The organism is Ktedonobacter sp. SOSP1-52 (assembly GCF_016587395.1).
In genome coordinates, this window is the sequence record NZ_BNJH01000004.1 from 448,286 (window position 1) to 473,699 (window position 25,414).

General features: G+C 54.5%; 33 protein-coding genes and 3 pseudogenes. 2 read left to right on the forward strand and 34 right to left on the reverse strand.

The window, feature by feature from the left end:
• Nucleotides 1-13: 13 nt before the first annotated feature.
• Together JMJ16_RS37060 and JMJ16_RS37065 are read right to left on the reverse strand one after the other, a co-directional pair.
• Nucleotides 14-1,267, reverse strand: coding sequence for a Glu/Leu/Phe/Val dehydrogenase (locus tag JMJ16_RS37060; RefSeq protein ID WP_201370480.1), 1,254 nt, complete (start codon nucleotides 1,265-1,267; stop codon nucleotides 14-16).
• 392 nt (nucleotides 1,268-1,659) lie between these two features.
• A complete protein-coding gene (locus JMJ16_RS37065; RefSeq protein ID WP_236601883.1) occupies nucleotides 1,660-3,168 on the reverse strand; it encodes a peptide ABC transporter substrate-binding protein in 1,509 nt (502 codons plus the stop codon).
• 618 nt (nucleotides 3,169-3,786) lie between these two features.
• On the opposite strand from JMJ16_RS37065, the gene rocF reads away from it, so the two are divergent.
• Together rocF and JMJ16_RS37075 are read left to right on the forward strand one after the other, a co-directional pair.
• Nucleotides 3,787-4,680, forward strand: coding sequence for an arginase (gene rocF, locus JMJ16_RS37070; protein ID WP_201389780.1), 894 nt, complete (start codon nucleotides 3,787-3,789; stop codon nucleotides 4,678-4,680).
• Between the two features lie 127 nt (nucleotides 4,681-4,807).
• Nucleotides 4,808-5,731, forward strand: a complete 924-nt coding sequence (locus tag JMJ16_RS37075; RefSeq protein ID WP_201389781.1) for a branched-chain amino acid transaminase — start codon at nucleotides 4,808-4,810, stop codon at nucleotides 5,729-5,731.
• A 242-nt stretch (nucleotides 5,732-5,973) separates the two neighbouring features.
• On the opposite strand, the gene rpsI is transcribed toward JMJ16_RS37075, so the two are convergent.
• The 32 genes and pseudogenes from rpsI to rplC all read right to left on the reverse strand — a co-directional run bounded on the left by rpsI (nucleotide 5,974) and on the right by rplC (nucleotide 25,286).
• Nucleotides 5,974-6,345, reverse strand: a complete 372-nt coding sequence (rpsI, locus tag JMJ16_RS37080) for a 30S ribosomal protein S9 (RefSeq protein ID WP_201387060.1) — start codon at nucleotides 6,343-6,345, stop codon at nucleotides 5,974-5,976.
• A 54-nt stretch (nucleotides 6,346-6,399) separates the two neighbouring features.
• Nucleotides 6,400-6,870, reverse strand: a complete 471-nt coding sequence (gene rplM, locus JMJ16_RS37085) for a 50S ribosomal protein L13 (protein ID WP_201389782.1) — start codon at nucleotides 6,868-6,870, stop codon at nucleotides 6,400-6,402.
• Nucleotides 6,867-7,661 carry a tRNA pseudouridine(38-40) synthase TruA gene (gene truA / locus JMJ16_RS37090; RefSeq protein WP_201389783.1) on the reverse strand — a complete coding sequence of 265 codons (795 nt, stop codon included), beginning with the start codon at nucleotides 7,659-7,661 and terminating at the stop codon, nucleotides 6,867-6,869. The genes rplM and truA overlap by 4 nt, the downstream gene beginning before the upstream one ends.
• Before the next feature lie 192 nt (nucleotides 7,662-7,853).
• On the reverse strand, nucleotides 7,854-8,480 hold the full coding sequence (locus JMJ16_RS37095; RefSeq protein WP_201389784.1) for a bL17 family ribosomal protein: 627 nt from the start codon (nucleotides 8,478-8,480) through the stop codon (nucleotides 7,854-7,856).
• Between the two features lies 1 nt (nucleotide 8,481).
• Nucleotides 8,482-9,462, reverse strand: a complete 981-nt coding sequence (locus tag JMJ16_RS37100) for a DNA-directed RNA polymerase subunit alpha (protein WP_007908548.1) — start codon at nucleotides 9,460-9,462, stop codon at nucleotides 8,482-8,484.
• Between the two features lie 203 nt (nucleotides 9,463-9,665).
• A complete protein-coding gene (rpsD, locus tag JMJ16_RS37105) occupies nucleotides 9,666-10,298 on the reverse strand; it encodes a 30S ribosomal protein S4 (RefSeq protein ID WP_201370472.1) in 633 nt (210 codons plus the stop codon).
• Between the two features lie 25 nt (nucleotides 10,299-10,323).
• The gene (gene rpsK / locus JMJ16_RS37110) at nucleotides 10,324-10,725 is read right to left on the reverse strand and encodes a 30S ribosomal protein S11 (protein WP_007908550.1); all 402 of its coding nucleotides are present in this window, start codon (nucleotides 10,723-10,725) and stop codon (nucleotides 10,324-10,326) included.
• 20 nt (nucleotides 10,726-10,745) lie between these two features.
• Nucleotides 10,746-11,126: a 30S ribosomal protein S13 gene (rpsM, locus tag JMJ16_RS37115; RefSeq protein WP_201370471.1), complete on the reverse strand. Its 381-nt coding sequence runs from the start codon at nucleotides 11,124-11,126 to the stop codon at nucleotides 10,746-10,748.
• Nucleotides 11,127-11,218: 92 nt separating this feature from the next.
• Entirely contained in the window at nucleotides 11,219-11,335 is a 117-nt protein-coding gene (gene rpmJ / locus JMJ16_RS37120; protein WP_007908552.1) for a 50S ribosomal protein L36, read from the reverse strand.
• Nucleotides 11,336-11,506: 171 nt separating this feature from the next.
• Nucleotides 11,507-11,725, reverse strand: coding sequence for a translation initiation factor IF-1 (gene infA, locus JMJ16_RS37125; protein ID WP_007908553.1), 219 nt, complete (start codon nucleotides 11,723-11,725; stop codon nucleotides 11,507-11,509).
• Nucleotides 11,726-12,514: 789 nt separating this feature from the next.
• The gene (locus JMJ16_RS37130) at nucleotides 12,515-13,174 is read right to left on the reverse strand and encodes an adenylate kinase (protein ID WP_201370469.1); all 660 of its coding nucleotides are present in this window, start codon (nucleotides 13,172-13,174) and stop codon (nucleotides 12,515-12,517) included.
• Between the two features lie 162 nt (nucleotides 13,175-13,336).
• A complete protein-coding gene (gene secY / locus JMJ16_RS37135) occupies nucleotides 13,337-14,668 on the reverse strand; it encodes a preprotein translocase subunit SecY (protein WP_201381289.1) in 1,332 nt (443 codons plus the stop codon).
• A gap of 254 nt (nucleotides 14,669-14,922) precedes the next feature.
• Nucleotides 14,923-15,378 (reverse strand): annotated as a pseudogene (rplO, locus tag JMJ16_RS37140) (50S ribosomal protein L15); the annotation flags it as partial.
• A gap of 5 nt (nucleotides 15,379-15,383) precedes the next feature.
• Nucleotides 15,384-15,593, reverse strand: a complete 210-nt coding sequence (rpmD, locus tag JMJ16_RS37145) for a 50S ribosomal protein L30 (RefSeq protein WP_201370466.1) — start codon at nucleotides 15,591-15,593, stop codon at nucleotides 15,384-15,386.
• A gap of 213 nt (nucleotides 15,594-15,806) precedes the next feature.
• Nucleotides 15,807-16,304: pseudogene (rpsE, locus tag JMJ16_RS37150) on the reverse strand (30S ribosomal protein S5); the annotation flags it as partial.
• A gap of 47 nt (nucleotides 16,305-16,351) precedes the next feature.
• Nucleotides 16,352-16,942 carry a 50S ribosomal protein L18 gene (locus tag JMJ16_RS57510; protein WP_374229144.1) on the reverse strand — a complete coding sequence of 197 codons (591 nt, stop codon included), beginning with the start codon at nucleotides 16,940-16,942 and terminating at the stop codon, nucleotides 16,352-16,354.
• 360 nt (nucleotides 16,943-17,302) lie between these two features.
• Nucleotides 17,303-17,878: a 50S ribosomal protein L6 gene (gene rplF, locus JMJ16_RS37165; RefSeq protein WP_201370464.1), complete on the reverse strand. Its 576-nt coding sequence runs from the start codon at nucleotides 17,876-17,878 to the stop codon at nucleotides 17,303-17,305.
• A gap of 12 nt (nucleotides 17,879-17,890) precedes the next feature.
• Nucleotides 17,891-18,286 carry a 30S ribosomal protein S8 gene (gene rpsH, locus JMJ16_RS37170; protein ID WP_007908563.1) on the reverse strand — a complete coding sequence of 132 codons (396 nt, stop codon included), beginning with the start codon at nucleotides 18,284-18,286 and terminating at the stop codon, nucleotides 17,891-17,893.
• A 100-nt stretch (nucleotides 18,287-18,386) separates the two neighbouring features.
• Nucleotides 18,387-18,572 (reverse strand): type Z 30S ribosomal protein S14, encoded by a 186-nt coding sequence (locus tag JMJ16_RS37175; protein ID WP_007908564.1) that lies wholly within the window; start codon nucleotides 18,570-18,572, stop codon nucleotides 18,387-18,389.
• A gap of 14 nt (nucleotides 18,573-18,586) precedes the next feature.
• Nucleotides 18,587-19,132: a 50S ribosomal protein L5 gene (gene rplE / locus JMJ16_RS37180; RefSeq protein WP_201370463.1), complete on the reverse strand. Its 546-nt coding sequence runs from the start codon at nucleotides 19,130-19,132 to the stop codon at nucleotides 18,587-18,589.
• A gap of 5 nt (nucleotides 19,133-19,137) precedes the next feature.
• A complete protein-coding gene (gene rplX / locus JMJ16_RS37185) occupies nucleotides 19,138-19,521 on the reverse strand; it encodes a 50S ribosomal protein L24 (RefSeq protein ID WP_374229145.1) in 384 nt (127 codons plus the stop codon).
• A gap of 11 nt (nucleotides 19,522-19,532) precedes the next feature.
• On the reverse strand, nucleotides 19,533-19,901 hold the full coding sequence (gene rplN, locus JMJ16_RS37190) for a 50S ribosomal protein L14 (RefSeq protein WP_007908574.1): 369 nt from the start codon (nucleotides 19,899-19,901) through the stop codon (nucleotides 19,533-19,535).
• A gap of 21 nt (nucleotides 19,902-19,922) precedes the next feature.
• A complete protein-coding gene (gene rpsQ / locus JMJ16_RS37195) occupies nucleotides 19,923-20,303 on the reverse strand; it encodes a 30S ribosomal protein S17 (protein ID WP_007908576.1) in 381 nt (126 codons plus the stop codon).
• 2 nt (nucleotides 20,304-20,305) lie between these two features.
• Nucleotides 20,306-20,512 (reverse strand): 50S ribosomal protein L29, encoded by a 207-nt coding sequence (rpmC, locus tag JMJ16_RS37200; protein ID WP_201370462.1) that lies wholly within the window; start codon nucleotides 20,510-20,512, stop codon nucleotides 20,306-20,308.
• The gene (gene rplP, locus JMJ16_RS37205) at nucleotides 20,499-20,930 is read right to left on the reverse strand and encodes a 50S ribosomal protein L16 (RefSeq protein WP_007908579.1); all 432 of its coding nucleotides are present in this window, start codon (nucleotides 20,928-20,930) and stop codon (nucleotides 20,499-20,501) included. Before rplP ends, rpmC begins: the two co-directional genes overlap by 14 nt.
• A 294-nt stretch (nucleotides 20,931-21,224) precedes the next feature.
• Nucleotides 21,225-21,965 (reverse strand): annotated as a pseudogene (gene rpsC, locus JMJ16_RS37210) (30S ribosomal protein S3); the annotation flags it as partial.
• A gap of 15 nt (nucleotides 21,966-21,980) precedes the next feature.
• Nucleotides 21,981-22,331: a 50S ribosomal protein L22 gene (gene rplV, locus JMJ16_RS37215; RefSeq protein WP_201389786.1), complete on the reverse strand. Its 351-nt coding sequence runs from the start codon at nucleotides 22,329-22,331 to the stop codon at nucleotides 21,981-21,983.
• A gap of 2 nt (nucleotides 22,332-22,333) precedes the next feature.
• On the reverse strand, nucleotides 22,334-22,621 hold the full coding sequence (gene rpsS / locus JMJ16_RS37220) for a 30S ribosomal protein S19 (RefSeq protein WP_201389787.1): 288 nt from the start codon (nucleotides 22,619-22,621) through the stop codon (nucleotides 22,334-22,336).
• 3 nt (nucleotides 22,622-22,624) lie between these two features.
• Nucleotides 22,625-23,461, reverse strand: a complete 837-nt coding sequence (rplB, locus tag JMJ16_RS37225) for a 50S ribosomal protein L2 (protein ID WP_201370459.1) — start codon at nucleotides 23,459-23,461, stop codon at nucleotides 22,625-22,627.
• A 12-nt stretch (nucleotides 23,462-23,473) separates the two neighbouring features.
• Complete coding sequence (gene rplW, locus JMJ16_RS37230; RefSeq protein ID WP_007908592.1) at nucleotides 23,474-23,770, reverse strand: 50S ribosomal protein L23; 297 nt, start codon at nucleotides 23,768-23,770, stop codon at nucleotides 23,474-23,476.
• Between the two features lie 17 nt (nucleotides 23,771-23,787).
• Entirely contained in the window at nucleotides 23,788-24,492 is a 705-nt protein-coding gene (gene rplD, locus JMJ16_RS37235) for a 50S ribosomal protein L4 (protein WP_201370458.1), read from the reverse strand.
• A gap of 5 nt (nucleotides 24,493-24,497) precedes the next feature.
• Nucleotides 24,498-25,286, reverse strand: a complete 789-nt coding sequence (gene rplC, locus JMJ16_RS37240) for a 50S ribosomal protein L3 (RefSeq protein WP_201370457.1) — start codon at nucleotides 25,284-25,286, stop codon at nucleotides 24,498-24,500.
• Nucleotides 25,287-25,414 lie beyond the last annotated feature (128 nt).

The window sequence follows — 25,414 nt, forward strand, 5'->3', positions numbered from 1 at the left end:
TTAACCTCTGAGATCAGGGATAAACGCCGCGAATCTCGGTCGCTTCGGCGACACGCGCAACAGCCAGTAGATAGGCCCCCATACGCATATTCACCTCTTGCTCATCGGCTTTAGCTTTGACCGCCTTGTACGAGCGCTTCATAATCATCTCCAGGCGATTGTTGATCTCGTCCTCCGCCCAGAAGAAACGCTGCAAGTCCTGTACCCATTCAAAGTAACTAACCGTCACACCGCCCGCGTTCGCCAGAATATCAGGGATGAGCGTGACTCCCATATCATTGAGGATCGCATCCGCCTCATTGGTGGTAGGACCATTGGCGGCCTCAACGATCAGGCGCGCCTTAATGCGAGGAGCGTTGCGCTCAGTAAGCTGGTTCTCTAGTGCCGCGGGAATAAGGATGTCGCAGGGCAGCTCCAGCAACTCAGTATTGCTTACGGCGTCGGCCTCGGCATAGCCCTTCAAGCTGCCATTGCGGCGTGAGTGGCGCATCGCCGCCGGAACATTAATGCCATTGGGGTTATACAGTCCACCAGAGATATCGCTGATACCAACCACCTTACAGCCCATTTCATGCAACAGGCGCGCGGCGATACCACCAACGTTACCAAAGCCCTGCACGACGACTGAGCAATTTTCTGGCTGCCAACCTTTATCACGAATGGCCTCGCGTGTCACCACCTGTACACCACGCGCCGTGGCCTCCAGGCGTCCCTCGCTCCCGCCAATCGCCAGGGGCTTACCAGTCGTTACCGCTGGAACCGAGTAGCCACGGTGCATGGAATAGGTGTCCATAATCCAGCCCATAATCTGGGGATTAGTATTCATATCTGGCGCGGGAATATCGCTATCGGGGCCTATCAGGAGAGAGATCTCAGTTGTATAGCGTCGTGTCATGCGCTCAAGTTCGGCGCTCGACATCAAGTGGGGGTCGCAGATGACTCCACCCTTCGCACCACCAAAGGGAATATCGACGACCGCGCACTTCCAGGTCATCCACATAGCCAGGGCACGCACCTCGTCGAGGGAGACCGCCGGGCTATAGCGAATACCGCCTTTGGCTGGTCCACGGTTAATATTATGCTGAACGCGATAACCGGTAAACATCTCAACATCACCGTTATCCATGCGTACAGGAAAATTTACAATCAGTTCACGCTTGGGCTTGCGTAAAATAGCGCGCATAGCCTGCGAAAGTCCCAGACGCTCCGCCGCCTCATCAAACTGATGAACTGCTACATCGTATGGATTGACCATCTCAATAACCATAACGTTTAGATCCTCCTTGGTATGAGTCGATCATTCGACTGTGTTGCGTCATCGCATGTGAAGCATCTTTGCTTCGAAAAGAGAAAAGATACCTGACACACATTGTAATAAATCATAGAAGTGAAACCTATGAATATTTAAGCCTTTATCTCTTTAAAGGGTTATTAGAAAAGTCCGCCCATTGCTGGCCGGGAAAATGTGCATGTGAATATGCCCTCAGTATAGCACCAGTCAATGCGACCTTCAAGAAAAAAGGCCATCAATCCTACAATATATTGCAGAGTTCGCCTGGCCTCTAGCGAGCTTCCAAGCCCACTTTAGAAATAGAGAAGAGAGTTATGGGTGTGGTGGGCGCAGGTCGCCTGCACCCACCACACCCATAACTCTCTTCTCTATTTCTGTATCAGGTAGACATTGGACCAGTTACCAAAGTACAGGCCGTTCGCATTCAGGGTTACGCCGTGCAAGGTTGGTGGGATAATCGCGGCCAGCGAGGCATGATCCAGGGGCAGCCAGCCAACATCGGTAATCGCGATCTGCTCCGCTTTGTTGTAGAGAGAGATACGCTCATCCCCCGTCTTGGTCTCAGCGGTCTGCACCGTGGCGTCAAATTCAGTGTTCTTCCACTGGCCATTGTTATTGGCCGCCGACGACAACAGGTTCAGATACAGCCAGTCATAAGGATCGGGGAAATCTGCGCCCCACTGGGTAAAGCCAAACTGGATCTGCTTCTTCGCCGTCTCATCATTATAGGCAGTGACCTCGACCGAGCGCAGTTTTACCTGGATGCCAAGCGCGCTCTGCCACATATTTTGCAGCGCCGCAGCCTCAGCCGAAGACACCTGCGAATTGGGGTAAGAGAACGTAATCGTCGGAACCTTCGTAATATCAGGATACACCGACTGGATCAGGGATTTAGCCTTATTTGGATCGAAGGGAATGCCCGCATAATCCGGCTGGTAGCTAGGCATCCCAGGAGGGATAATGGTTGGCGCAGCTAGCGCTGCATTTTTGAGTACGTTATTAACCAGTTTCGTCTTATCAATCGCATATGCAAAGGCCTGGCGCACCTCGGGACGATCAAACGGCGGCTTGGTATTATCAAAGAAGAGCAGGTCAGTCTGTAAACGCGACTGACTGCGGAAACCAGAGATACCGCGCGCAGTTATCTGATCCTGTGGCGACACTTTCCAGATAAAGCTATACTGCCCAGCTCGATAGGCTTTAAAAGCGGTCGAGGCGTCATTGACAAAATACATCTCGACCTGCTGCAGACGCGTCTTCTTGCCATAGTAATACTTGTTTGGCACAAAGACCATTTTGACATTGTGATCCCAGCTCTGCGCGATGAAGGGACCCGCGCCTATTCCCTCGCCCAGGGCTTTCTGCGGCCAGCTTTTCTCACCATACTTCTCAATCACCTTCTGGTTAAGCGGAGCAAAGAGGGAATTAGTAAGTGCCGAGAGAAAATAGGGCGAGGCCGTCTTTAGTGAAACCTGTAGGGTATGATCATCCAGCGCCTTCAGGCCGCTAAGCGTCTTCGTCTTACCACTGGCCACTTCATCAGAGCCAATGATCTGGTCTTCAAAGGTACTGGCAATGGGAGAGGCAATCTCTGGTAGCAGCGCACGCGTCCAGGTATAGATATAGGACTGCGCGGTTACAGGCGTACCATCGGAGAAACGAATGCCATCGTGAATCTTGAATGTATAGGTCTTCCCATCATCGGACGCCTGCCAGGTTGCCTGGTCTGGCACCACATTCAAATTCGCGTCCAGAGCCACCAGGCCACTAAAGATCATCGAAATGACCTGGCCCGTATTCTCATCTGGACCCTGCGCTGGATCGAGCGAGGCAGCATCCTCTGTACCAACATTAGGGAATTTAAGAACCTGTGCCACAGACTGGCTCGGCGTACCATTTCCCGGTGATTTTGATGAATTTCCATTGCTGCATGCAACGAGAATAAGTAGTAAAGTGCAAAGCAGCAGCAAGAGGGTTCCGACTCTCTGCCTCCCCCTTCGTGACGCCACCTGATTATGGGCACCAGGAGAAAGGCTCATTTGAGAGAGCGTGCGATGATGCATCCAGGCTCCTCACTTTCTTAAGCCACAAAATGTACTCGCCTTCGCGAGCCTACGTCTATTACAACATTACAGGTAATGATTGTTCTTCGCCATAAAGCAAAATACTACTTCTCCGAAACCCTGAGCGCGAAGCGCTAGGCACGCCAGTGACGTTGGGTTTCGGAATAAGAATAACTGAGCATACTCCAACCCCCATAGTATAGCGAACTAAACCCAAATCCAAAAGCCCCATCTGTAATCAAAAGTCACGCTCCATACCACCTATCCACGTAGTTGAGTATATATGTGGGTGTGTTTGGCAGGCGGATGCCTGCCAAACACACCCACATATATACTCAACTACCCCTCATAGACAAACCTCAAGTGGGGGTCTATAATGAACATAGGAACGTGGAAAGAGTTAGCGTTCAGCGTTGAACAAGAGGTTTTTCTATGCATATTCGTGTTATAGGCGCGCCAATCGATCTTGGCGCAGACCGTCGTGGTGTTGATATCGGCCCCAGCGCCATCCGCTATGCGGGACTTCACGACCACCTACGCGCACTTGGACATACAGTCTCTGACTTTGGAAATATACATGTTCCCCAGCCTGAAAGCAGGCCCATTGGGAGCCCCAAACTCAAATACCTCGACCCCATCGTCGAAGTCTCTGAGGAACTGGCAAACGTTGTCACTGACGCCCTCCAATCCGACCAGTTTCCGCTCATCCTGGGCGGTGATCATAGTATGGCCCTGGGTTCAATCAGCGGCGTAGCCAATGTACACAAAAACCTGGGCATCATCTGGGTGGATGCACACGGCGACTTTAATATTGAAGAGACAAGCCCATCCGGCAATATCCATGGCATGATCCTCGCGGCCCTGGTTGGCCAGGGAAACTCCAGGCTCACCCATATCGGTGGCTGGGCGCCCAAGCTCAATCCAGAGAACATTGTAATCGTAGGCGCTCGTGACCTCGATCCAGGCGAACAAGATCTCCTGCGCAAGCATCGCGTCCATGTCTACACCATGTCAGATGTCGACCGCTATGGCATGTCCAATATTATGAGCCAGGCCATCGAAATTGCGGGCCGCCAGGATCAACCCATTCACTTGAGCCTGGATATGGATTCGCTTGACCCACGCGAGGCTCCAGGCGTTGGGACTCCGGTCCGTGGTGGTCTCAGCTATCGCGAGGCTCACCTGGCAATGGAAATGGTCTCAGACTCCAAACACATGGTCTCTATGGACGTCGTAGAAGTCAACTCCATTCTCGACCGGGAGAACGCGACGGCCCGCCTGGCCGTTGAGCTTATCCTCTCGGCCCTGGGCAAAAAGATCCTATAATTCTGGGACAATGTTGTCCAAAGCCTTGTTTCTGGAGTATCGTATAACTACTACAATTCATCTCACCAATCATTCCAGAAAAGGAGGGAAGATAGGGAGCAACGAGGCTTCTTATCAGTACCACGCCATGAACGCCAAAGAATTGTTTATGAATGGGGAATTTATCCCCGCCGACAAAGGCATTATCTCCGTACGTACTCATGGCTTCGCGTATGGCACCGGGTGCTTTGAAGGCATCCGTGGCTACTGGAACGAAGAGGAGCAGCAGCTCTATCTCTTCCGCCTGCGCGAGCACTATGAGCGCCTGCTCCGCTCCTGCAAGATCTTAAGCATGTCTCTCCCCTATAGTGTTGAGCAATTGATCGAGCAGAGCACGGAACTGGTACGCCGCAATGGCCAGCATGAGGACGTCTATCTACGCCCCGTCGCCTATAAGGGTGATGAAATCATCGGCGTCAAGCTGCATGATCTGCGCGACGACTACATCCTCACATCCGAGCCTCTGGGCAACTACGTCGAGATCACGGGTCTGCGCTGTGGAGTCTCCTCCTGGCGCCGTATCGATGACAACGCCATGCCCGCGCGCGCCAAAATCTGCGGCAGCTACGTCAACGCGGCCTTCGCCAAGACCGAGGCCCTGCAAAACGGCTTCGATGAAGCTATCATGCTCACACATGAGGGCAACGTCTCTGAGGGCAGCGCCGAGAACATCTTCCTCTACACTAATGGCGAGCTCGTCACCCCAGCCCCAACCGAGAACATTCTCCTGGGCATCACCCGCGACACCGTTATCAAGATCGCGGAGCGCGAGCTTGGCATTCCCACACGCGAGCGCCCGGTGGACCGCACAGAACTCTACCTCGCCGACGAAATCCTCCTCTGTGGCACAGGCGCGCAGATCGCCCCCGTCATCGCGGTCGACCGCCGCCCGGTTGGCAGCGGCAAAGTAGGCCCTGTTGTACGCAGATTGCAGGAACTCTACTTCGATATCGTGCGCGGCAAACACCCTGAATATAGCGCGCAGTGGTGTACCCCCGTCTACAAAAAATAAAGCCTCTTACGGCCCTTAAAAGGCCATTAGTTCAAGAGAGAAGCGGGGAAGTTGTAGGTTAGCCTACAACTTCCCCGCTTCTCTCTTGAACTAATGGCCCCTCACTACTATCCCCTTTATTAAGGCTGCACACAAAGAACCACGAAAACAGATAAAAAAAGACCCCTGCCAGAAGAGTTCCGGCAGGGGTTGAAATCTTGGGTTCCAACAGGACCACCAAAGACGCTTGTTTCGCGGGGAAACTAACGCTTTGTGTACTGTGGGGCCTTGCGGGCGCGCTTGAGGCCTGGCTTTTTGCGCTCTTTCATGCGTGGATCGCGGGTCAAGAAACCAGCTTTACGCATGGCGGGCTTATTCTCGCCATCCTGGCGAACCAGGGCGCGAGCCAGGGCATGGCGGATCGCGCCAGCCTGACCAGCTGTGCCACCGCCGACTACACGCACGGTAATGGTGTAGTTGCCAATGTTCAGCTCGCGGACGGGCGAGATGATCGTTGAGACATGTGTCTCACGCTTGCCAAAGTAGTCAAAAGCAGGTTTGCCGTTGATTGTAATGCTACCATCACCGTTGGGATAGAGGCGCACGCGAGCAACCGCCGTCTTGCGCCGACCCATGCCGTAATAGTACTCACCTTTAGGTGTTTCAGCCAAGGTAGGATCTCCTCTTCTTTACTTCTCAGCGGCGGGCTGCTTCAACAGAGCTTCCGCCCCCGCCCAGATCACGGGTTTCTGGGCCTCATGTGGATGTGTTGAGCCAGCATAAATCTTCAGGTTCTTCATCACCTTCGCACCGAGGCGGTTGTGCATAACCATACCACGGATCGCGTGCTCAAGAGCGCGCTCGGGATGTTTGCCCTCGACTACCTGGCGCAGCGTCTGCTGCTTCAAGCCACCAGGATACTGTGAGTGGCGATAGTAGACCTTCTGATCCAGGCGCTTGCCCGTGACCGCGATCTTATCGGCATTGATGACGATAACACAGTCGCCAGTGTTAAGATTCGGTGTGAAGGTAGGTTTATGCTTACCGCGCAAGATCTGCGCGATCTGCGATGCCAGACGACCCAATACCTGTCCCTCGGCATCGATAACATACCATGTGGGTTGCAGATCAGCGGCCTTGGCGCTATATGTCTTATTCATTGTCCATTAACTCCAAATTTTTCAGGATACTCAACCCGTACCAGACACAGCCCAAGCGATGGGGCCGCTGAACCAGGGTGCGTTTTCTCCGCCCGCTGCACAATCTCGGCAAACTCCGCAACACTTAGGCGTTGCTGTCCTACCAATAGGAGTGTGCCAACCATCCTGCGTACCTGCCCCGTGAGAAAGGCATCAGCAGTAAAGTCACAATAGATGAGTTCTGCTTGCTGATGATCACGCAAACAGCGGGCCTCTAACATTGTACGAATACAGTGATGTGGTCCTGGCTTGAGTGGATTGGAGTCGTCGGGACTATGTCCAAACGCTCCAAAATCCTTCCGACCCAGTAAATAGCGACACGCATCATCCATCAGGGTCACGTCTAACTCACGTGAACAGTGATAGGCATAGCGCGCGCGTAGGGCCGTGGGAAAGCGCTCATTCCAGATCGTATAGCGATACGAACGGCTCTGCGCGCTAAAGCGAGCATGAAAGCCTTCCGGCATCTCTTTCGCCCAGCGGACCACGACAGTACTAGGTAAAACGGCATTCAGTGCTCGCCGCCAGACCTCAACGGTCAGACGCGACTCCGTACGGAAGTGGATAACCTGACCGCTGGCATGAACGCCAGCATCGGTCCGACCCGCTCCCATTACCGTGGTTTGTACGCCACTGATCTGCGTTACCGCAGCTTCCAGTGTTCCTTGCACCGTCGGACCATGGCTCGCGCGTTGCCGCTGAAAACCATGGTAGTCAGTGCCATCATACTCAATACCGCACGCAATAATCATACATTTTCAAAAGTACAGCTTTTCGTACATTCCGTACGCTTCTTGAATAGAGTGAAAGCGACTTTCTCCGCACCCGGTACGCCCTTGCTGATCGAGCCTGCGCCGGCGACCCATCATGAATAATCTCATGAAAAAGCTACGAACGTTCTGTCGTAGCGCTGTCGCCCCTACGCTGTGTGTAGGCTCTCCGGGTTATACCAGGGCAATCTGCGCAATCTCCGCTGCATCACCCTTACGCCGTCCCAGCTTGGTAATGCGCGTGTAGCCACCCGGGCGTCCGACATAGCGAGGAGCAAGCTCGTCGAACATCTTCTTCACGACCAGCTCATCAGGGAGCGCGCTCAGGATCTGGCGGCGAGCGTGAAGCTCGATCACCATTGCCTCGTAGGCAGCCGCCAGAGCCTTCTCCGCCTCAGACTCATTCGAGAAGATCTTCAGCAGTTCTTCGCGGCGAGCCTTGTGCTTATCCTCCAGGAATTTGCGGCCCTTATCGGTCAGAGGAGCCTTCTGCTGCTTGGCGCGCTCTTCGTTGCTCCCGATAGTCGCCTTCAGTGAGAAGCGACCTCGACGCGCAAACGCCAGGATCTGCTCAGCCTTCTCGGTATCGCTGACCACCTTAGCCAGGTGCTCACGAGCAGCCAGGCGGCCCTTGACGGCCGTGCTAATCAGCTTCTCTGCTTCGCCGCGAATAGCTTCTACACGCGAGGTAGTTGTATTAATACGGTCATACCGGATCAGGCCTGCCATCAGGTTACGGCGCGCAGAACGACGGCGCGGCTCAGGCATGTTCATCCGGTTTCCGGCAATTCGGTGCCTCAACTCATTCCTCCATTTCGTGGTCGCCGTCTACGTCGGCTCCGACCGCGCTTGTGCGCGGATTAGGCAAGAAGTTACGCGCTAGCAAGCGCTCACGCAGCTCTTGCAGGCTCTTCTCACCAAAGTTGCGTACGCCAAGAAGATCTTCCTCATTCATCGAGAGCACCTGACCTACCTTCGTAATATTGCTACGCTTCAGGCAGTTATAGGCACGTACCGAGAGATCGAGTTCCTCAATCGGCGTATCGTAGATCTTTTGTGGGATGGGCAGGCTGCTCAGCGGAGCCTTTTCTGGCTCGGGCAGAGAGGCACGATAGTTGGCAAGCAACGTAAAGTGCCTTACCAGGACATCAGCGCTCTGGCGCAAGGCCTCATCCGGTGTAATAGTTCCGTCGGTCGTGACCTCAAGAACGATCTTATCGTAGTTTGTCATCTGGCCAACACGAGTGTGCTCAACCGTGTAATTGACCTTTTGTACTGGTGTGTAGATGGCATCGACGGGGATCACACCAATGGGTTGATCCTCCTTCGAGTCAGCAGGCACGTAGCTGCGACCAGTCTCCACCACCAGTTCCATGTCTAGATGAGCATTATCGTTATCCAGAGATGCGATATGCAACTCCGGGTTCACGATCTCCACCGTGCTCGGTGCGACGATATCCGCCGCCGTGACCTCGCGCTCGCCATTGACCTCCAGGCGCATCGTAACGGGATGCTCGGAGAAACTGCGCAGGCGCAACTTCTTGATATTCAAGACAATATCGGTCACGTCCTCCAACACACCGGGGACATCCTGAAACTCATGCTGCACGCCCTCGATCCGAATAGAGGTCACGGCTGCACCAGGCAGCGATGACAGCAATACACGCCGAAGCGCGTTGCCCAGGGTCTGGCCGTACCCCGCCTCTAACGGCTCAATGTCGTAACTCGCATAATTCCCTTGTGTCTTGGTGTTCTTTATACGAGGCAGAGTAATATCTAGCAAGGTTCAAACCTGCCTTTCTTTTTCTACCACTATCCATCCGCAAGCGTGCTCTCTCTCCCAGGTTTGCTGCATTACCGCAGCCTTAGGAGCACGCACTGGAAGAGGGAGACGCCACGAATGGCGGTAGTCCAAGAGTGCTATGCCCCCAAGCGGCTCCATATAAGGAGCTACGCCCAGGGATCGACCCACCGCAACTCAACGTGTTATCGCTGATAGTACTCGACGACCATCTGCTCATCGAAGGGCAGCTCGAGATCTGTTCGTGAAGGTAACGTCAGAACACGACCAGACATCGCATCCACATCCAGGCGCAGCCAGGTTGGAATACCCTTCTGAGACAACAGCAGCGCGCGGCTCTTGAAGTACTCAAGGCTCTTGTTGGAATCACGCACCGCGATCACGTCGTTTGGCTTGGCGATGAAGGACGGAATGTCCGTTTTGCGGCCATTGACAACGAAGTGACCATGATTGACCAGCTGGCGAGCCTGCGCGCGCGAATCGGCAAAGCCCAGGCGGTAGACCAGATTGTCGAGCCTCATCTCAAGGATCTGCAACAGGTTCTCGCTGGTCTTACCAGGGCGGCGGGCCGCGGCGACGAAGTGTTTGCTGAACTGGCGCTCCAACACTCCATATGTACGACGCACGCGCTGCTTCTCGCGCAACTGCTTCGCATAACCCGACTCCTTACGCGCACGGCTCGTGCCATGCTGTCCAGGGCGAGTATTGCGACCATGGCGCTCAAGTGTGCACTTCTGGATACACTTGTCGCCCTTTAAGAATAGTTTTACCCCCTCACGTCTGCATAATTTGCAGACCGGGCCGGTATAACGCGCCATCTATATATCCTCCTCAAAACCCAGGCTATACACGACGCCGTTTGGGCGGGCGGCAGCCATTGTGCGGAATAGGTGTTACGTCGGTAATCGATGTGACATTGAGACCTGAAGCCTGCAATGAGCGGATGGCCGCCTCACGACCGGAGCCGGGTCCCTTCACAAACACATCGATCTGCTTAAGCCCATGATCCATGGCGCGGCGCGCCGCCGTCTCGGCAGTCACCTGCGCGGCATATGGCGTGCTCTTGCGCGAGCCTTTAAAGCCCTGCGCTCCCGCGCTACCCCAGGAGATGACATTCCCGTTGGGATCAGTGAGCGTCACAATCGTGTTGTTAAACGTAGCCTGAATATGAGCTTGTCCACGCGGTATGGATTTTCTTTCACGCCGCCTGACTTTGCCAGTAGTAGCTTTCTTCTTGTCTGCCATGCTTTCTATCTCTCCCGGCGTTACTTCTTACCGGCCTTCTTCTTACCGGCAACGGTTCTCTTTGGTCCACGGCGCGTGCGCGCATTCGTACGAGTACGCTGACCATGTACAGGAAGGTTACGACGATGACGCAAGCCACGATAGCAGCCGATATCAATCAAACGCTTGATATTCGTCTGAACTTCGCGGCGCAGGTCACCCTCAACCTTGTGTTCACGGTCGATGACCTCGCGCAACCGGTTTACCTCTTCTTCAGTCAGGTCCTTAACGCGGGTGTCCGGATTGATTCTTGTCTTCTCCAGGATCTTCTGGCTTGTAGTAAGCCCGATACCATAGATATAGCACAGCGAGATCTCCACGCGCTTCTCGCGTGGAATGTCAACGCCAGCAATTCTAGCCATCTTTTCCTCCAGCTTCGAGTTCCCCCTTCCACTCACCCGCCACAACAAGGAACTCTCTGGACGGGAACGGAATGGAAACTCGCAACGCCATTTTAGCCTTGCTTCTGTTTATGCTTTGGATCTTTACTACAGATCACCATTACCACACGGTGACGGCGGATAATCTTACATCCGTCACAACGTGGCTTTACCGAGGCACTCACTTTCATGACTTGCTCTCCTCAAGATAGTTGAGTCTCTACTAACCTTCCAGGCACACAAAAGTACAACAGCACGCTTGTGAGCATGCCTCGACTTCCTAGACGGTGCCTGTCGCTTTCTCATACACCTGTCTGGGTCACAGGTAGCAACGGGAACAAAGAAGGATGCCTACTCCACCATCAACCCTTAACTCGCCATGTGATACGGCCTCGCTTCAGGTCATATGGGGATAGCACTACTCGTACCTTATCACCTGGAACGATACGCACGAAGTTCATTCTGATACGCCCTGAGAGGACTGCCAGGACTTCATGTTGCTCGTCTATTCTCACCTTGAACATGGCATTGGGGAGGGCCTCTAGTACAGTACCCTCGACAGCTATTTCATCTTTTGGCATAGCATCCTTTCCCTGATCATCGGGACATCTTTCTCTCCTGCTCTCGGCTCATCACAAGGATCGTCTACGCGTGGCAGCCAGCACGCGGCAGCTCTTCTCTATAAAATGCATCTGAGAGAGAGGACGGCTATCCGCGATTACTACCTATTAGGAAACCTGAGCGCGAAGCGCTAGTCACGAGAATGACGTTGGTTTCCGCATAAGAACTATCTGGCGGACAACGACAGATACATTTTGCTCAAGCCTCTCTACAGGTACACAAAACGGCTCCCCTTGAGGCAGCACACCTCAGTACCGCTTGTGACTCTTATCCCATTTGAGTGTATTTGCTCAGCTAAAGCTTTGTTACTCTTACAAGTACAAAAGGGCAGCAGTATGTACTGCTGCAGCCAACTACGAATTATAGCATACATTCTCCAGGAAGTCGAGAGGGCAATTCTCTGATGCCAGAATAGACCTCTCGACTTCGCCATTAGAACATTCGTAGTCGCCCGTGTCCCCCACAACTCTCTTGTACCCCACTCTTCGTGTACCGACGTACAACGACGCGCGGAGTAACCAGGATAGCCCTTTGTGGGTTATCAGGCAGTACACTTTCTGCCCCCAGTCCTTCTTCCAGTAAAGAGCCGCCTTCGCAGTGAAGGCCTCACCCCTCAGGGAGAGGCTTCCTCTGTTGAGCGGCTTTCAGCTCTTCTGCCTGCATACTCGTTTATCCGGTTTCCACCTGGCTGGCTCTAAACCGAGAGCACCACCTGGCGGCGGCGAGCACCTACCTAATATGATCCCAGTTTAGCGCTGACCGGCGCGTTCGCTAATCACGTTGACCAGCTCCTGCTGTACACGATCAATGCTTTGATTCCCATTCACCCGAATCAACTTCTGCTGACCATCGTAGTAATCGATCAGGTGAATCGTATCATTAAAGAAGATATCCAGGCGCTTCTGTATCGCCTCTCCACGGTCGTCGGAGCGCTGGTACAGCTCGCTACCATCGATATCACAGATCCCCGCAACCTGCGGGGGGTTGGTTTCAATGTTATAGACATGCTGGTGAGCTTTGCAGATATATCTGCCCGAGAGACGCTTGAGCAACTCGGCTCGCGGCACCTCCAGGTAGAGTGCGCAGTCAACCCGCTTGCCTACATTTGCCAATCCTTTATCTAGTGCCTGGGACTGGGCAATAGTGCGAGGGAAGCCATCCAGAATCACGCCATTCGCACAGTCCGGGGCTTGCAGGCGATCCAGCACCATGGCGATGGTCAGGTCATCGGGGACCAGGTGACCATCATCCATGTACTTTTTCGCCTTCAGCCCCAACTCCGTCTGCTGGCTTATAGCGCTGCGAAACAAATCGCCACTAGCCACGTGACGAATATCGAGCGACTGCGATAGCTTCTCGGCCTGTGTTCCTTTGCCAGACCCTTGAGCACCGATCAGGATAATGTTCACGTTTTTCCTCCAGCGGAAAAATGACAGGGAGTGCGCCGCTGCACTCCCATACACACATGATAGACATTCTCCAGCACAGACCGCTCTACCGCTGCCATGTCCCTCAGTACCCCTATGGAAGTGCAGTGAAAACAGCCACTGCGGGGCGGCACAACTCCCTTATTAAGACAGGAAACCCGAATAGTTACGCATTACCATCTGGGCCTCAAGCTGTCTCACGGTATCCAGAACGACGCCGACTACAATCAGTAGCGAAGCACTTCCAAGCAGCTGATTGCCACCAACGCTTGCAAAGAAGGGTAGAACAGCTATAATGCCCAGGAACAACGCACCTGCCAATGTAATGCGATTGAGAATCGCGAACAGGTAGTCGCTCGTAGGCTGACCGGGCCGGTAGCCCGGGATGAATGCGCCCTGCTTTTGCAGGTTCTCCGGTATATTTTGCTGCTGCCACATAACGTAGGCATAGAAGTAGGTGAACGCGACGACTAGCACAAAGTAGATCGCCCAGTACCACCATAACTTCGGGTTGACCAGGTAGGTCGAAACCCATACAGCACTATCGCGCAACCAGGGTGTGGTGCTCGAGGTCAAGTACTGCGAGATGACCGACGGGAAGAGCATCATTGACTGCGCGAAGATCAGCGGGATCATACCCGCGCTATTGACCTGCATCGGAATGTAGGTTGTCTGCGCGGAACCAACCAGCATATTACGCCCGACCATACGCTTGGTTGGATACTGCACGGGTACGCGACGCTGTCCCAGATAAATGTAGACAATGCCGACAATGGTAATCAGGCCGATCAGCAGGAACACGCCGATGCTGACGATACCACTACCATTACCACCACCAGAGGTCGCGGAGACATAGCCTTGCTGGACTGTCTGACCCAGGCGGCTCACAATATTACCAAAGATGACCAGCGAAATACCATTACCGATACCGTTCTCAGTGATCAGCTCACCAATCCAGACCAGGATCATAACACCGGCGGTCAGGGTGATGAGGATGGCGAACGATTCGAGGGCGTATTTTGGATCGACCAGGCTGAAATTTGTCAATACGTGCTGATTCTGGTACAGAGCGCACTGGCCGAACGCCTGCAAGAAGGCAAGAGGAACAGCGATCATGCGAGTAATCTGGCTGGTGCGCAGGCGACCTGCCTCACCCTGCATGGCCAGGTTCTGCAAGGCCGGAATGATGGGTTGCAGCAACTGCATGACGATGGTAGCGGTGATATACGGGTAGACGCTCAGAGCCACAATGGAGAACGTCTGCAACGAACCACCAGAGAACACATCGAGTAGACCCAGGAGCTGGCCGACGTTTTTGCCGCTGTTGAAGAGACTAACCAGGGCTTTATGTTCGTCGCCTGTAAGAGGAATGGTGATGTGGGCCAGGATGCGGACCACGACCAACATTGCCAACGTAAAGAGTATTTTATTGCGTAAATCGGGAACAGTCCAAATGCTACGCAGCTTTTCCCACATGGGAGCCTCCTTCCGGCTTTCAATCCTCCCGCATTGCTATGCAAAGCTCCAAGACTCTATCTCGACTCTATCTCTAAAGTCTCAATATATTCTCTATATATCGGGAGTCTTGCATAGATGGAGAGGAATGAAGGACAGACTCTCAAGTAACCGCTGCCACGGGGCAGGGTCGTGGGGGATTACTCCCCCGCGCCCTGCTCTGTTGCAGACTTCTCATCTTTACGACGCTTCGTCTTCTCGTACACTTTGCGCTCGATAATCTCGATACGACCACCGGCCGCCTCGATCTTCTCTTTCGCGCTCGCCGAGAATTTGTGCGCGCGGACGGTCAGCGCGCGGTCGATCTCGCCATCGCCCAGCACCTTGATCAGACCGCGAGCCTGCGCAGGGATGAGCAGCCCCTTCTCAACCATGGCCTCAGGAGTAACCTGAGTGTCGGCATTGAAGTGAGCGAGATCAATAACATTAATTATAGTATAGTCGTCGCGGAAAAGGGGATTCTGATTCCCCAGACCACGAAGGAAAGGTAAGCGCTTTGAAAGGCGAGTCTGACCGCCGTTAAATGCGCGATGGACGCGCCCGCCAGTGCGAGCTTTCTGACCCTTAGTACCACGACCAGCGGTCTTACCACGACCGGAGCCGTGACCGCGGCCGAGGCGCTTCTCAGTCTTATGCGAACCTGGAGCAGGCTGCAAATTGGAAAGGTTAATTAGACTCACTCTGCAATCTCCTCAACCTGCACTAGATGATTGACTTTGCGAATCATGCCACGCACCGCAGGCTGGTCGTTATGCTCAACGATCTGGTGCAGCTTGCGCAGCCCCAGAGCGCGGATGGTATCTTTCTGATCCTGCGCGTAACCGATTGAACTCTTTACCCATTTTACGCGTAATTTTTTTGATCCTGTTATTCCCGTTGTTGCCATTGCTTACTCCTATCGACGGCGCTCACCGCCACCACCGCGGCGCTCACCGCCACCACCGCGACGATCACCGCCGCCACGACGATCACCGCCGCCACGACGACCTGCTGCTGCGGCGCGACTCTCACGCGCCTCTTCCTCACGTGCCGCACGAGCGGCCGCAGCCTGCTCAGCCGCGGCTGCTGTCGCGGCTGCCATCTGCTCGGCGCGCTTCTTGCCAAGCAACTCAACCACGGTCTTCCCACGGCGTGCCGCCTCGGCATCGGGGGAGCGCAGTTCGCGTAGCGCCTTGACACATGCCTGTACGGTGTTTGCCTTGTTGGTGCTTCCCAGCGTCTTGGTCAGGATATCGCGAACGCCCGCGGCCTCCATGACAGCACGGACCGCACCACCAGCGATAACACCCGTACCAGGGGCCGCCGGTTTGAGCAGCACCTCAGATGCACCAAAGTTCGTCTTCACCAGGTAAGGAATGGTTGTGCCAGAGAGAGGCACCTCAACCAGGTGCTTCTTCGCGTCTTCCACTGCCTTACGAATCGCCTCAGTGTACTCAGCTGCCTTACCGAAACCATACCCAACAAAACCATTGCGATCACCGACAACCACCAGGGCACGAATGCTGAAGCGTCGGCCACCCTTCACCACCTTGGAGACGCGGCTGACCTCAACCACGGTCTCTTCAAGGTTCAGTTTTGAAGCATCAATTCTTGCCATAATACTCCTCATGCCTCTTTGAAAGGCTCATTGGCTCTCTCGTGGCCCTAGAAATCCAGTCCCGCTTCACGAGCGCCTTCAGCAAGCGCCGCGACTCTGCCGTGATAGGCATAGCCACCGCGATCGAAGACAACCTGCTTAACACCTTTTTCCTGCGCTCGCTGAGCCACCAGCTTCCCAACCTCGTGCGCCAGGGAGACCTTGCGATTGCTCAAGATGCCCGCCAGCTTCTCGGTCTGGCTCTTCTTTTCTTTTTTCGGAGCTTCGGCCACAGCGGCGGCACGACCACCTTTAGCGGCTTTCTTCCCTTTGGCGGGGGCGGCTTCTTCCACAACCTCTTCTACTGCGACGGGCGCGCTCTCAGTCTTCGCAGCCTGCTTGTGCTGCTCAGCGACCGGTTTAAAATCCCGCAGGCTCTCGTCCAGAGTAGAAGCCGAGACCAGGGTCTTGCCCGTGGTATCGTCAATAATCTGCGCGTAGATATGCTGCCCACTACGGAATACGTTCAAACGTGGGCGCAGTTCTGAGCCTTCAAGGTGGCGTCGAATTCGCTGGTGCCGCCGCAGCCTTGCTTGATTTGCATGAAATTGTTTAATCATTGTCTGTGAACAGAAGATCCATGTTCTCTGCTCTCCCATTACCGGGAGGACACAGGAAAACTTCCTCTGCTCATCCCCTTTCTGCAAAATGCGCGATTGAGGGACTTGGAATACGTGGTCGGCACTACGTCTCCCGGGTTCAGCCCTCGCGTCGCGTCTTTCTGTCTTGCCATACAATCGTGTGAGCGAAAGCTAGCCGCTGCGAAGCGGCATTCACGATTGCTTTTTCATGACGTGATAAGAGACCATCGAAAGATAGTATAAAGCAGTCGTAAACACTATGCCAGTCACCAGGACCAGGTATGCTGGCCCTGCCGTAACAGGCCGTATGCAACAGGTACCGGGAGGACTCTCGAAGACTCCTCCCGGACGCCTACAGCAGAATGTGTTTGCCGTTATTTACTTCTTCTTACCGCCGACTTTACCGGCCTTACCAGCCTTGCGGCGCACGGCCTCGCCAGCATAGCGGATGCCTTTGCCTTTATAAGGCTCGGGCTTGCGGATGTGGCGAATGTTGGCCGCCAACTGACCAACCGCGTGCTTGTCGATGCCAGTAACGCTGATGCGAGTCGCCTTGCTGGCGGGATCAGGCGCTTCAAGCTTCAACTCGATACCCTGAGGGGCCTGAACCTCCACCGGGTGCGAGTAACCGACCAGGATGATCAGGTTCTTCCCCTGCTGGACGGCGCGATAACCCACACCATGGATCTCAAGCATCTTGGTATAACCAGTGGTCACACCCACAACCATGTTGTTAATCAACGTGCGATACAAGCCATGCTTTGAGCGATGCTCTTTGCTATCCGAAGGGCGGGTCACCGTCAGCGTGCCGTCCTCCAACTTCAGTTGAAGCTGAGGGTCGACCTGCTCAGACAGCGTGCCCTTGGGGCCTTTAACCGTCACGAGATTGTCTTCGGTCCAGTTCACCTGCACCGCTTGCGGGACAGTGATAGGAGCACGTCCAATACGCGACATTCTAACCTCCCTTTACCAAACGTAGCAGATGACTTCGCCACCCACGCCCTGTTTGTAGGCGCTAGCGCCAGTCATCAGGCCCCTGGATGTCGATACAATCGAGATACCGAGGCCACCACGCACGCGGGGAATGTCGGTCTGTTTGCTATAGACGCGCAGACCAGGCTTGCTCACGCGTTTGAGCTGCGTCAGGACAGGCTTCTTCTCCACATAGCGCAGCGTCAGGCGCAGCGTTCCCTGTGGATTATCCTTCAGGATCTCGATATCTTTAATGTAACCTTCTTCTTTCAGCACGCGCGCAATCGCCAGCTTCATTTTCGACGCTGGAATGAGTACGCGAGTATGTCGTGCTGTAGCCGCATTACGGATGCGCGTCAGCATATCCGCAATGGGATCAGTCATGTTCATGGAACATCCTCCACTAAGTTTCCCAGGCAACTTGACGCTCAGATACAGCGACGCTGCTCTGTAGTCATCAAAGCCAACTGGAACAATTCGCGACTACAATCTACCAGCTCGATTTTGTGACGCCAGGTAGCTCACCGCGCAACGCCCGTTCGCGGAAGCAAATGCGGCACAGGCCAAACTTTCTCATATATGCGCGGGGTCGCCCGCAAACCTGACAGCGATTGTGATGCCGCACCTCAAACTTGGGCTTGCGCTGCGACTTAATGATCATTGATATTTTTGCCATCGCGCCCTCCAGCGTTACTTCTTAAAGGGCATGCCCATTAGTGCGAGCAATCTGCGCCCCTCTTCATCTGTGCGAGCCGTAGTGACGATACTCACTTCCATGCCGCGCAGCTTGTCTACTTTATCGTAGTCGATCTCTGGGAAGACCAGCTGTTCGCGCAGTCCCAGAGTATAGTTGCCGCGGCCATCGAAGGCATCAGCCGAGATGCCCTGGAAGTCACGGATACGTGGCAGCGCGACGTTGATCAGCTTGTCGAGGAAGTGGAACATGCGCGTACCGCGCAGTGTCACCATACAGCCAATCGGCATCCCTTCGCGTAGTTTAAACGCGGCCACCGAGCGCTTGGCACGTGTCACGACCGGGCGCTGACCAGTAACGGTCGCCAGGTCGGCAACGGCGGCATCCATAGCCTTGGCGTTCTGGATGACTTCGCCCATGCCAATATTAACAACAACCTTGTGAATGCCAGGAACCTGCATCGGATTAGCGTAGTTAAACTCCTTATGCAGGGCCGGCACAACCTCTTGACGATATTTTTCTTTCAAGCGTGATGCCAACATAATGCTTAACTACTCCTCGTCCGGTCCTGAATGACTTTGCCACACTTTTTGCAGACGCGAACCGAGCGTTCTTTGTCGCCCATGACGCGACGGTCATGACCAACGCGTGTAGGCTCGCCGCACTCTGTGCACTTCAACATAACATTCGAGACATGCAATGGCATTGCCTTCTCGATGATACCACCCTGGCGGGTCTGTCCCTGCGGTTTAACGTGCTTCTTCACGACGTTCAAGCCCTCAACAATTACCTTGCTGTCCTGGGGCAACGCTCGCGAAACCGTTCCTTCTTTATCCTTATCCTTGCCCGTGATGATCAAAACGGTGTCACCCTTTTTGATGTTCATCTTCGCAAGGTGCAGGGGTTTCTTCTCTTTCTTTTTTACTGACATCTTTCCCCTCGTTATAGCACTTCTGGCGCGAGTGAGACTAGTCTCATAAAGTTCTTCTCACGCAGTTCGCGAGCTACAGGGCCAAAGATGCGGGTGCCCCTGGGATTGTTACCGGGAGCCAGGATAACTGCGGCGTTCTCATCGAAACGGATATGCGAGCCATCACGGCGGACATATTCCTTCGTCACACGCACGACCACAGCATTCACTACTTCGCCCTTTTTTACCTGTCCGTTCGGAGTCGCGACTTTCACTGAGGCTTTGATAATATCGCCAACCTCAGCGTAGCGCTTGGCCGAACCGCTCATCACGCGGATACACATGATCTCTTTAGCGCCGGTGTTATCGGCGACTTTCAAGCGTGTCTGCGGCTGAATCATCTGTTCGTCCCTCTCTTAACTCTATTCGGCAGACTTTTCAGCTTCCGCGGATGATTCGCTCTGCGTCAGGTTGGGATCAACCTCAGCCAGAACTTCTGCAACCGGGACGATACCACTTCCGCTCTTTACGATCTCGACCAGGCGCCAGCGCTTAAGCTTGCTCATGGGGCGAGTCTCCTCGATGCGCACAACGTCGTCAATCTGACACTGGTTGTTCTCATCATGGACATGGAAGTGTTTCGTCTGCTTGTATGTTCGCTTGTAGATACGATGCTTCTTCAAGGACTCGACCGATACAACAATGGTCTTGTCCATTTTATTGCTAATTACTCGCCCGACCTTCTGGACGCGGCGCACTGAAGGCGCCGCGGTCGAGCTAGTAGTGGCTACTCGCTCTGTCATGATTATTCACTCTCCAACATCGTCAGGCGATGCAACAAGCGTGCAATATCTTTCTTGGTGTTCGCGAAGACGCGGTTGTCTTTGACTTCACCGCGCTGCTGCTGCAAGCGGAGGTTAAAGAGCTTCATACGAAGTTCCTGAATCTCTTTGCGCGCCTCGCCCTCGCCCATCTCGCTAATTTGCTTGCGACGTTCGTTAAGCTTCGACACTCTCCGCCTCCCCTTTAGTAATAAAGCGGCACTTGACAGGCAGCTTGTGGATAGCAAGGCGGATGGCTTCCTTCGCGATCTCTTCGCTGACGCCACCGATCTCGAAGATGATGCGTCCAGGCTTCACCACGGCAACCCAGTGATCGACCGCACCTTTACCGCTACCCATACGGGTTTCGGCAGGCTTGGCGGTAATAGGTTTGTCGGGGAAGACGCGGATCCAGACTTTACCACCACGCTTCATATAACGCGTCATCGCGATACGAGCGGACTCGATCTGACGCGCCTCCATCCAACATGGCTCCAGAGCCTGGAGGCCAAAATCGCCGAAGGCAAGCGTTGCGCCGCGAGTGGCTTCGCCCCTCATACGCCCACGATGTTGGCGACGGTACTTTGTTCTTGATGGTGCCAATAACATGGCTTCGCTCTCCTCTTATTCGCCCTGAGTGGACTCGGTAGGCCCAGCCGGTGGCTGCTGCGGCTGCTGTTGCTCGGCCGCTGGCTGCTGACGCTCGCTCTGTGGACGTGGTGCGCGCTCGCCCTGTGGGCGCGGGGCGCGCTCACCCTGCGGACGAGGCCCGCGTGGCGGTCGATCACCCTGCGGACGAGGTCCACGCTCACCCTGCGGACGAGGTCCGCGCTGGGGGCGCTCACCACCACGTGGTCGGTCTCCCTGAGGACGCTGACCGCGGGGGCCGCCCTCGCCTCTACGGCGATCAGGACGGCGTTCGCCAGCTTCACGCGGGGCGGTAGGTGCAAACAGATCCACGGCCTCCGCGCTTTCGCGACGGCGGCTTGGCAGAATGTCCCCGCGATAGATCCACACTTTTACGCCAATCACACCAAAGGTGGTGTGTGCCTCGGCCAGGCCATAATCGATGTCGGCACGCAGGGTATGCAGAGGAACCTTGCCCTCAACCTCTTTCTCGGTGCGAGCAATTTCCGCGCCACCCAGGCGACCACCAGCGATTACCTTGATGCCCTTCGCGCCAGCACGCATCGACTTCTGAACCGCCTGCTTCATCGCACGACGGAAAGAGACGCGCTTCTCAAGCTGATCGCAGATGCTGCGACCAACCAGGTACGCGTCCAGCTCAGGCTGGCGGATCTCGACGATCTCAACGCGCACACGCTTCTGCGTTTTGGCCTCAAGGTGAGCCTTCAGTCTCTCTACCTTTTCACCACTCTTACCGATAACAATACCGGGTTTGGCGGTGTTGATCTTTACCAGCACCTGTTTGGGGGCTGCGCGCTCGATCTCGATTTTTGAAACGCCCGCGTCAACCTTGGCCCCATGGGCGCTGGAAAGCTCTTTGTTGATCATACGGCGGATCTGGAAATCCTCCGCCAGGATATCTTTGTAGTTGTTCTCAGCGTACCAGCGTGACTGCCATGATTCCCAGCCTTTGATGACGCCAAGCCGGAACCCTATTGGGTGTACCTTGTGTCCCAACTGTGTCCTCCTTAATTAACGGCCCGCGTCAGCAGGATCGTCAGAAACAATCACTGTCACATGGCAGAAGCGGCGCAAAATACGAGCCGCGCGGCCATGAGAGCGTGGCTTTACACGCTTAATGCGGAATGAATCGTCCGCGACAATGTTCAAAATGTATAGATCATCGGCATTGAGACTGTAGTTATTCTCCGCGTTCGCCGCAGCCGAGGCGACAACCTTGCGTACAGGTGTCGCACCAGCGTTGGGCAAATACTGGAGAATAGCCAGAGCCTCATTTACGCGAAGCCCCTTCACCGCATTCGTCACCAGACGCATTTTGCGCGGCGAAATTCCGATGTCTTTTGCAATAGCTCTGACTTGCATCTCTACCTCACCGAAGTGGTCTTCTCACTTTTGCCGCCCGCATGACCACGATAATGCCTTGTCGGGGCAAATTCACCAAGTTTATGACCAACCATGTTCTCAGTAATATAAATCGGCACATGGGTCTTCCCGTTATGCACACCGATGGTCATACCAACCATCTCGGGGAAGATCATCGAAGCGCGTGACCAGGTCTTGATCAAGCGGCGGTCGCCGCTTTTGCGCATGACAAGCACCTTTTTCCTGAGAGACTCGTGTATATATGGTCCCTTTTTTCTTGAGCGCGACATTCCTTACTTCCTCCTGCCCGCATTGCGACGGCGAACAATGAAGCGATTGGTTCGCTTGTTCCGACGAGTCTTGAAGCCCATTGCAGGCTTGCCCCAGGGCGTCTGTGGCTTACCACCAATGGGTGCACGGCCCTCACCACCACCATGAGGATGGTCTCGTGGGTTCATTACCGAACCGCGGACGGTCGGGCGGCGCCCCAGGTGACGCGAACGACCGGCCTTACCGATGCTAATGTTCTCGTGATCAAGGTTACCAACCTGGCCAATGGTCGCCATGCACAGAATATGCACATTGCGCAGCTCTCCAGAGGGGAGGCGCAACAAGGCGTAATCGCCCTCTTTCGCCATCAACTGGATGCCGACACCAGCCCCGCGTGCAAGCTGACCACCACGGCCACGCTCCATCTCCACGTTGTGAACCGTGGTACCAGTCGGGATGTTCTTGAGTGGCAGGGCGTTACCAACGCGGATATCCGCGTCAGGGCCAGCCTCTACACGATCCCCAACCTTAAGGCCCAGAGGAGCAATGATGTAGCGCTTCTCACCATCTAGATAATGCAACAGAGCAATATTGGCAGAGCGGTTTGGATCATATTCGATCGCCGCGACCCGGGCTGGGACACCAAACTTGTTGCGCTTGAAATCGATGATACGATACGCACGCTTTGCACCACCGCCACGATGGCGGGTCGTAATTTTACCCTGATTGTTGCGACCAGAATGCTTCTTCAGCGAAACAGTCAGCGACTTCTCAGGCTTTGTCTTTGTAATCTCCTCGAATGTCGAGACGGACATGCCACGACGCCCAGGAGACGTTGGTCGATACTGTCTGATTGGCATCTCTTATATCCCTTACGCCTTCATTGCGTCGATTGTCTGTCCTTCTTTGAGGGTGACAATCGCCTTTTTCCATTCGCGAGCCTCGACTGGACGCGGGGCCGCTCCACGCCGACGGATCGAGCGCGGCTTACCAGGCATACGCATCGTGTTGACATGCGTCACGTTGACTTTGAAAAGCGTCTCGACCGCGCGGCGTATGTCAACTTTGGTTGCAGTTTTCGCCACTTCAAAGGTATACTGATTCTGCTCTTGCAGCTTCACCGTTTTCTCGGTGATGATACCTCGGCGTAGTATCTCTGTGATTTCCACAGTCTGTTCCTCCTCGCCTACGCTTCGCTACTGGTCTCCGCTGCTGTAGCTTCGTCGGCAATCTTAAGGGTGGCTTCTTCAGCGCTCAACCCCTCACCAAAGACCAGCTCAATCCAGCGCACAGTCTTGGGTGTCATGACGATATAATCATGCTTCAGCAGTTCAACAACGTTGATCGAGGAGACATGTTGGACTTTCGCCGAAGGAATGTTACGCGTAGATAATACGACGTTCTCATCGCGCTTCGGCAACATCATTAGGACCTTTTTCCCCTCGCTTGATGGAAGCTTATTCAGCAACTCAAGCATGTCCTTTGTGCGGGGGGTCTCCATTTCAAGCTTGTTCACAATGATCAAGCTCTGGTTCGCCACTTTGTCCGAGAGCACCGAGCGGATTGCCAAGCGGCGCATCTTCTTGGGCACATCGTGGTGATATGGATGGGGCTTCGGACCAAAGACGGTACCGCCGCCACGAAACTGAGGTGCGCGGGTGCTACCCTGACGAGCACGACCCGTACCCTTCTGTCTGTAAGGCTTTTTATTGCCGCCCGAGACTTCGGCGCGAGTCTTGGTTGAAGCATTGCCTTGACGGCGATTGACCAGTTGTGCGGTAACGACCTGGTGCAAAACCGCCATGTTGGGAGTGACCCCGAACACCTGCTCGCTCAGCTCGAGCTGTTCTACGGCCTCTCCGGCCATGTTATACACTGTAGTCGAGGGCATTTCGGTTACCTCATCACATGCTTCTTAATCGTGAGCAAGCCGCCATTGGCGCCAGGTACCGAACCCTTTACCACCAGCAGATTGCGCTCAGGATCAGATTGAACTATTTGCAGTTTCTTTACTGTTACGCGCGCATTTCCCATGCGACCAGCCATGCGTGTGCCCTTCAAGACACGGCCCGGAGTCGTACCAGAACCGATGGAACCCGGGGCTCTCAAGCGATCTGACTGACCATGCGTGCGAGGACCACCGCGGAAGCCATGACGCTTGACACCACCCTGGAAGCCCTTACCTTTGGTAATGCCCACGATGTCAACGATCTCGCCATCGGTGAACAGGCTAGCATTAAAGCTATGTCCCAGCTCAATGCTCCCCAGGTCCACACCTTCCTGCAATCCTACTTCGCGCAACACTTTGAAAGGGCCAAGTTCTGGTCCTGGGCGGCGCTGGCGGTTCTCTCTGATCTTGAGCAACTTGCGTACTTGCTTGCTCTGCTTCTCTTCTTCTTTGTTCTCTTCGCTCTTTGCCTGCTGGTCATGCGTCTGCAATGCCTTGCGCTGTCCCTTCAGCAATGGCAGGCTATGACCAAGATGTCCCAACTCAGGACGGGTTGAGTGCTTAAGGGTGGTCTCTTCAAAACCAATCTGCACTGCCTCATACCCATCACGGGACACCGTTTTGACCTGTGTTACGATGCAGGGGCCGACTTCAATTACAGTGACCGGAATGACGGTGCCGTTTTGGCCAAACACCTGGGTCATGCCGACCTTCCTGCCCAACAATGCATCTAGCATATTCTTTTACCTCTTCATACTGTAGGCATCTGAATACTCAGTCCACCAGCGTCTCTCGTGTTAAGAGATCGAGCATTAACGCTCTTTTTCCACCCTCTATGTCTCACAAAAAGACACACAAAATGGTT

Coding starts and splice junctions, on each gene's coding strand:
- JMJ16_RS37060 (WP_201370480.1), bottom strand. CDS start 1,267: ATGGTTATTGAGATGGTCAATCCATACGATGTAGCAGTTCATCAGTTT.
- rocF (WP_201389780.1), top strand. CDS start 3,787: ATGCATATTCGTGTTATAGGCGCGCCAATCGATCTTGGCGCAGACCGT.
- JMJ16_RS37075 (WP_201389781.1), top strand. CDS start 4,808: ATGAACGCCAAAGAATTGTTTATGAATGGGGAATTTATCCCCGCCGAC.
- rpsI (WP_201387060.1), bottom strand. CDS start 6,345: ATGGGTCGGCGCAAGACGGCGGTTGCTCGCGTGCGCCTCTATCCCAAC.
- rplM (WP_201389782.1), bottom strand. CDS start 6,870: ATGAATAAGACATATAGCGCCAAGGCCGCTGATCTGCAACCCACATGG.
- truA (WP_201389783.1), bottom strand. CDS start 7,661: ATGATTATTGCGTGCGGTATTGAGTATGATGGCACTGACTACCATGGT.
- rpsD (WP_201370472.1), bottom strand. CDS start 10,298: ATGGCGCGTTATACCGGCCCGGTCTGCAAATTATGCAGACGTGAGGGG.
- rpsK (WP_007908550.1), bottom strand. CDS start 10,725: ATGGCAGACAAGAAGAAAGCTACTACTGGCAAAGTCAGGCGGCGTGAA.
- rpsM (WP_201370471.1), bottom strand. CDS start 11,126: ATGGCTAGAATTGCTGGCGTTGACATTCCACGCGAGAAGCGCGTGGAG.
- rpmJ (WP_007908552.1), bottom strand. CDS start 11,335: ATGAAAGTGAGTGCCTCGGTAAAGCCACGTTGTGACGGATGTAAGATT.
- infA (WP_007908553.1), bottom strand. CDS start 11,725: ATGCCAAAAGATGAAATAGCTGTCGAGGGTACTGTACTAGAGGCCCTC.
- secY (WP_201381289.1), bottom strand. CDS start 14,668: ATGTGGGAAAAGCTGCGTAGCATTTGGACTGTTCCCGATTTACGCAAT.
- rpmD (WP_201370466.1), bottom strand. CDS start 15,593: ATGGCAACAACGGGAATAACAGGATCAAAAAAATTACGCGTAAAATGG.
- JMJ16_RS57510 (WP_374229144.1), bottom strand. CDS start 16,942: ATGGGAGAGCAGAGAACATGGATCTTCTGTTCACAGACAATGATTAAA.
- rplF (WP_201370464.1), bottom strand. CDS start 17,878: ATGTCGCGTATTGGACGTGCTCCTATCACTGTCCCGCAAGCGGTGCAG.
- rpsH (WP_007908563.1), bottom strand. CDS start 18,286: ATGAACATGACTGATCCCATTGCGGATATGCTGACGCGCATCCGTAAT.
- JMJ16_RS37175 (WP_007908564.1), bottom strand. CDS start 18,572: ATGGCAAAAATATCAATGATCATTAAGTCGCAGCGCAAGCCCAAGTTT.
- rplE (WP_201370463.1), bottom strand. CDS start 19,132: ATGTTGGCATCACGCTTGAAAGAAAAATATCGTCAAGAGGTTGTGCCG.
- rplX (WP_374229145.1), bottom strand. CDS start 19,521: ATGTCAGTAAAAAAGAAAGAGAAGAAACCCCTGCACCTTGCGAAGATG.
- rplN (WP_007908574.1), bottom strand. CDS start 19,901: ATGATTCAGCCGCAGACACGCTTGAAAGTCGCCGATAACACCGGCGCT.
- rpsQ (WP_007908576.1), bottom strand. CDS start 20,303: ATGACAGAGCGAGTAGCCACTACTAGCTCGACCGCGGCGCCTTCAGTG.
- rplP (WP_007908579.1), bottom strand. CDS start 20,930: ATGTTATTGGCACCATCAAGAACAAAGTACCGTCGCCAACATCGTGGG.
- rplV (WP_201389786.1), bottom strand. CDS start 22,331: ATGCAAGTCAGAGCTATTGCAAAAGACATCGGAATTTCGCCGCGCAAA.
- rpsS (WP_201389787.1), bottom strand. CDS start 22,621: ATGTCGCGCTCAAGAAAAAAGGGACCATATATACACGAGTCTCTCAGG.
- rplB (WP_201370459.1), bottom strand. CDS start 23,461: ATGCCAATCAGACAGTATCGACCAACGTCTCCTGGGCGTCGTGGCATG.
- rplD (WP_201370458.1), bottom strand. CDS start 24,492: ATGCCCTCGACTACAGTGTATAACATGGCCGGAGAGGCCGTAGAACAG.
- rplC (WP_201370457.1), bottom strand. CDS start 25,286: ATGCTAGATGCATTGTTGGGCAGGAAGGTCGGCATGACCCAGGTGTTT.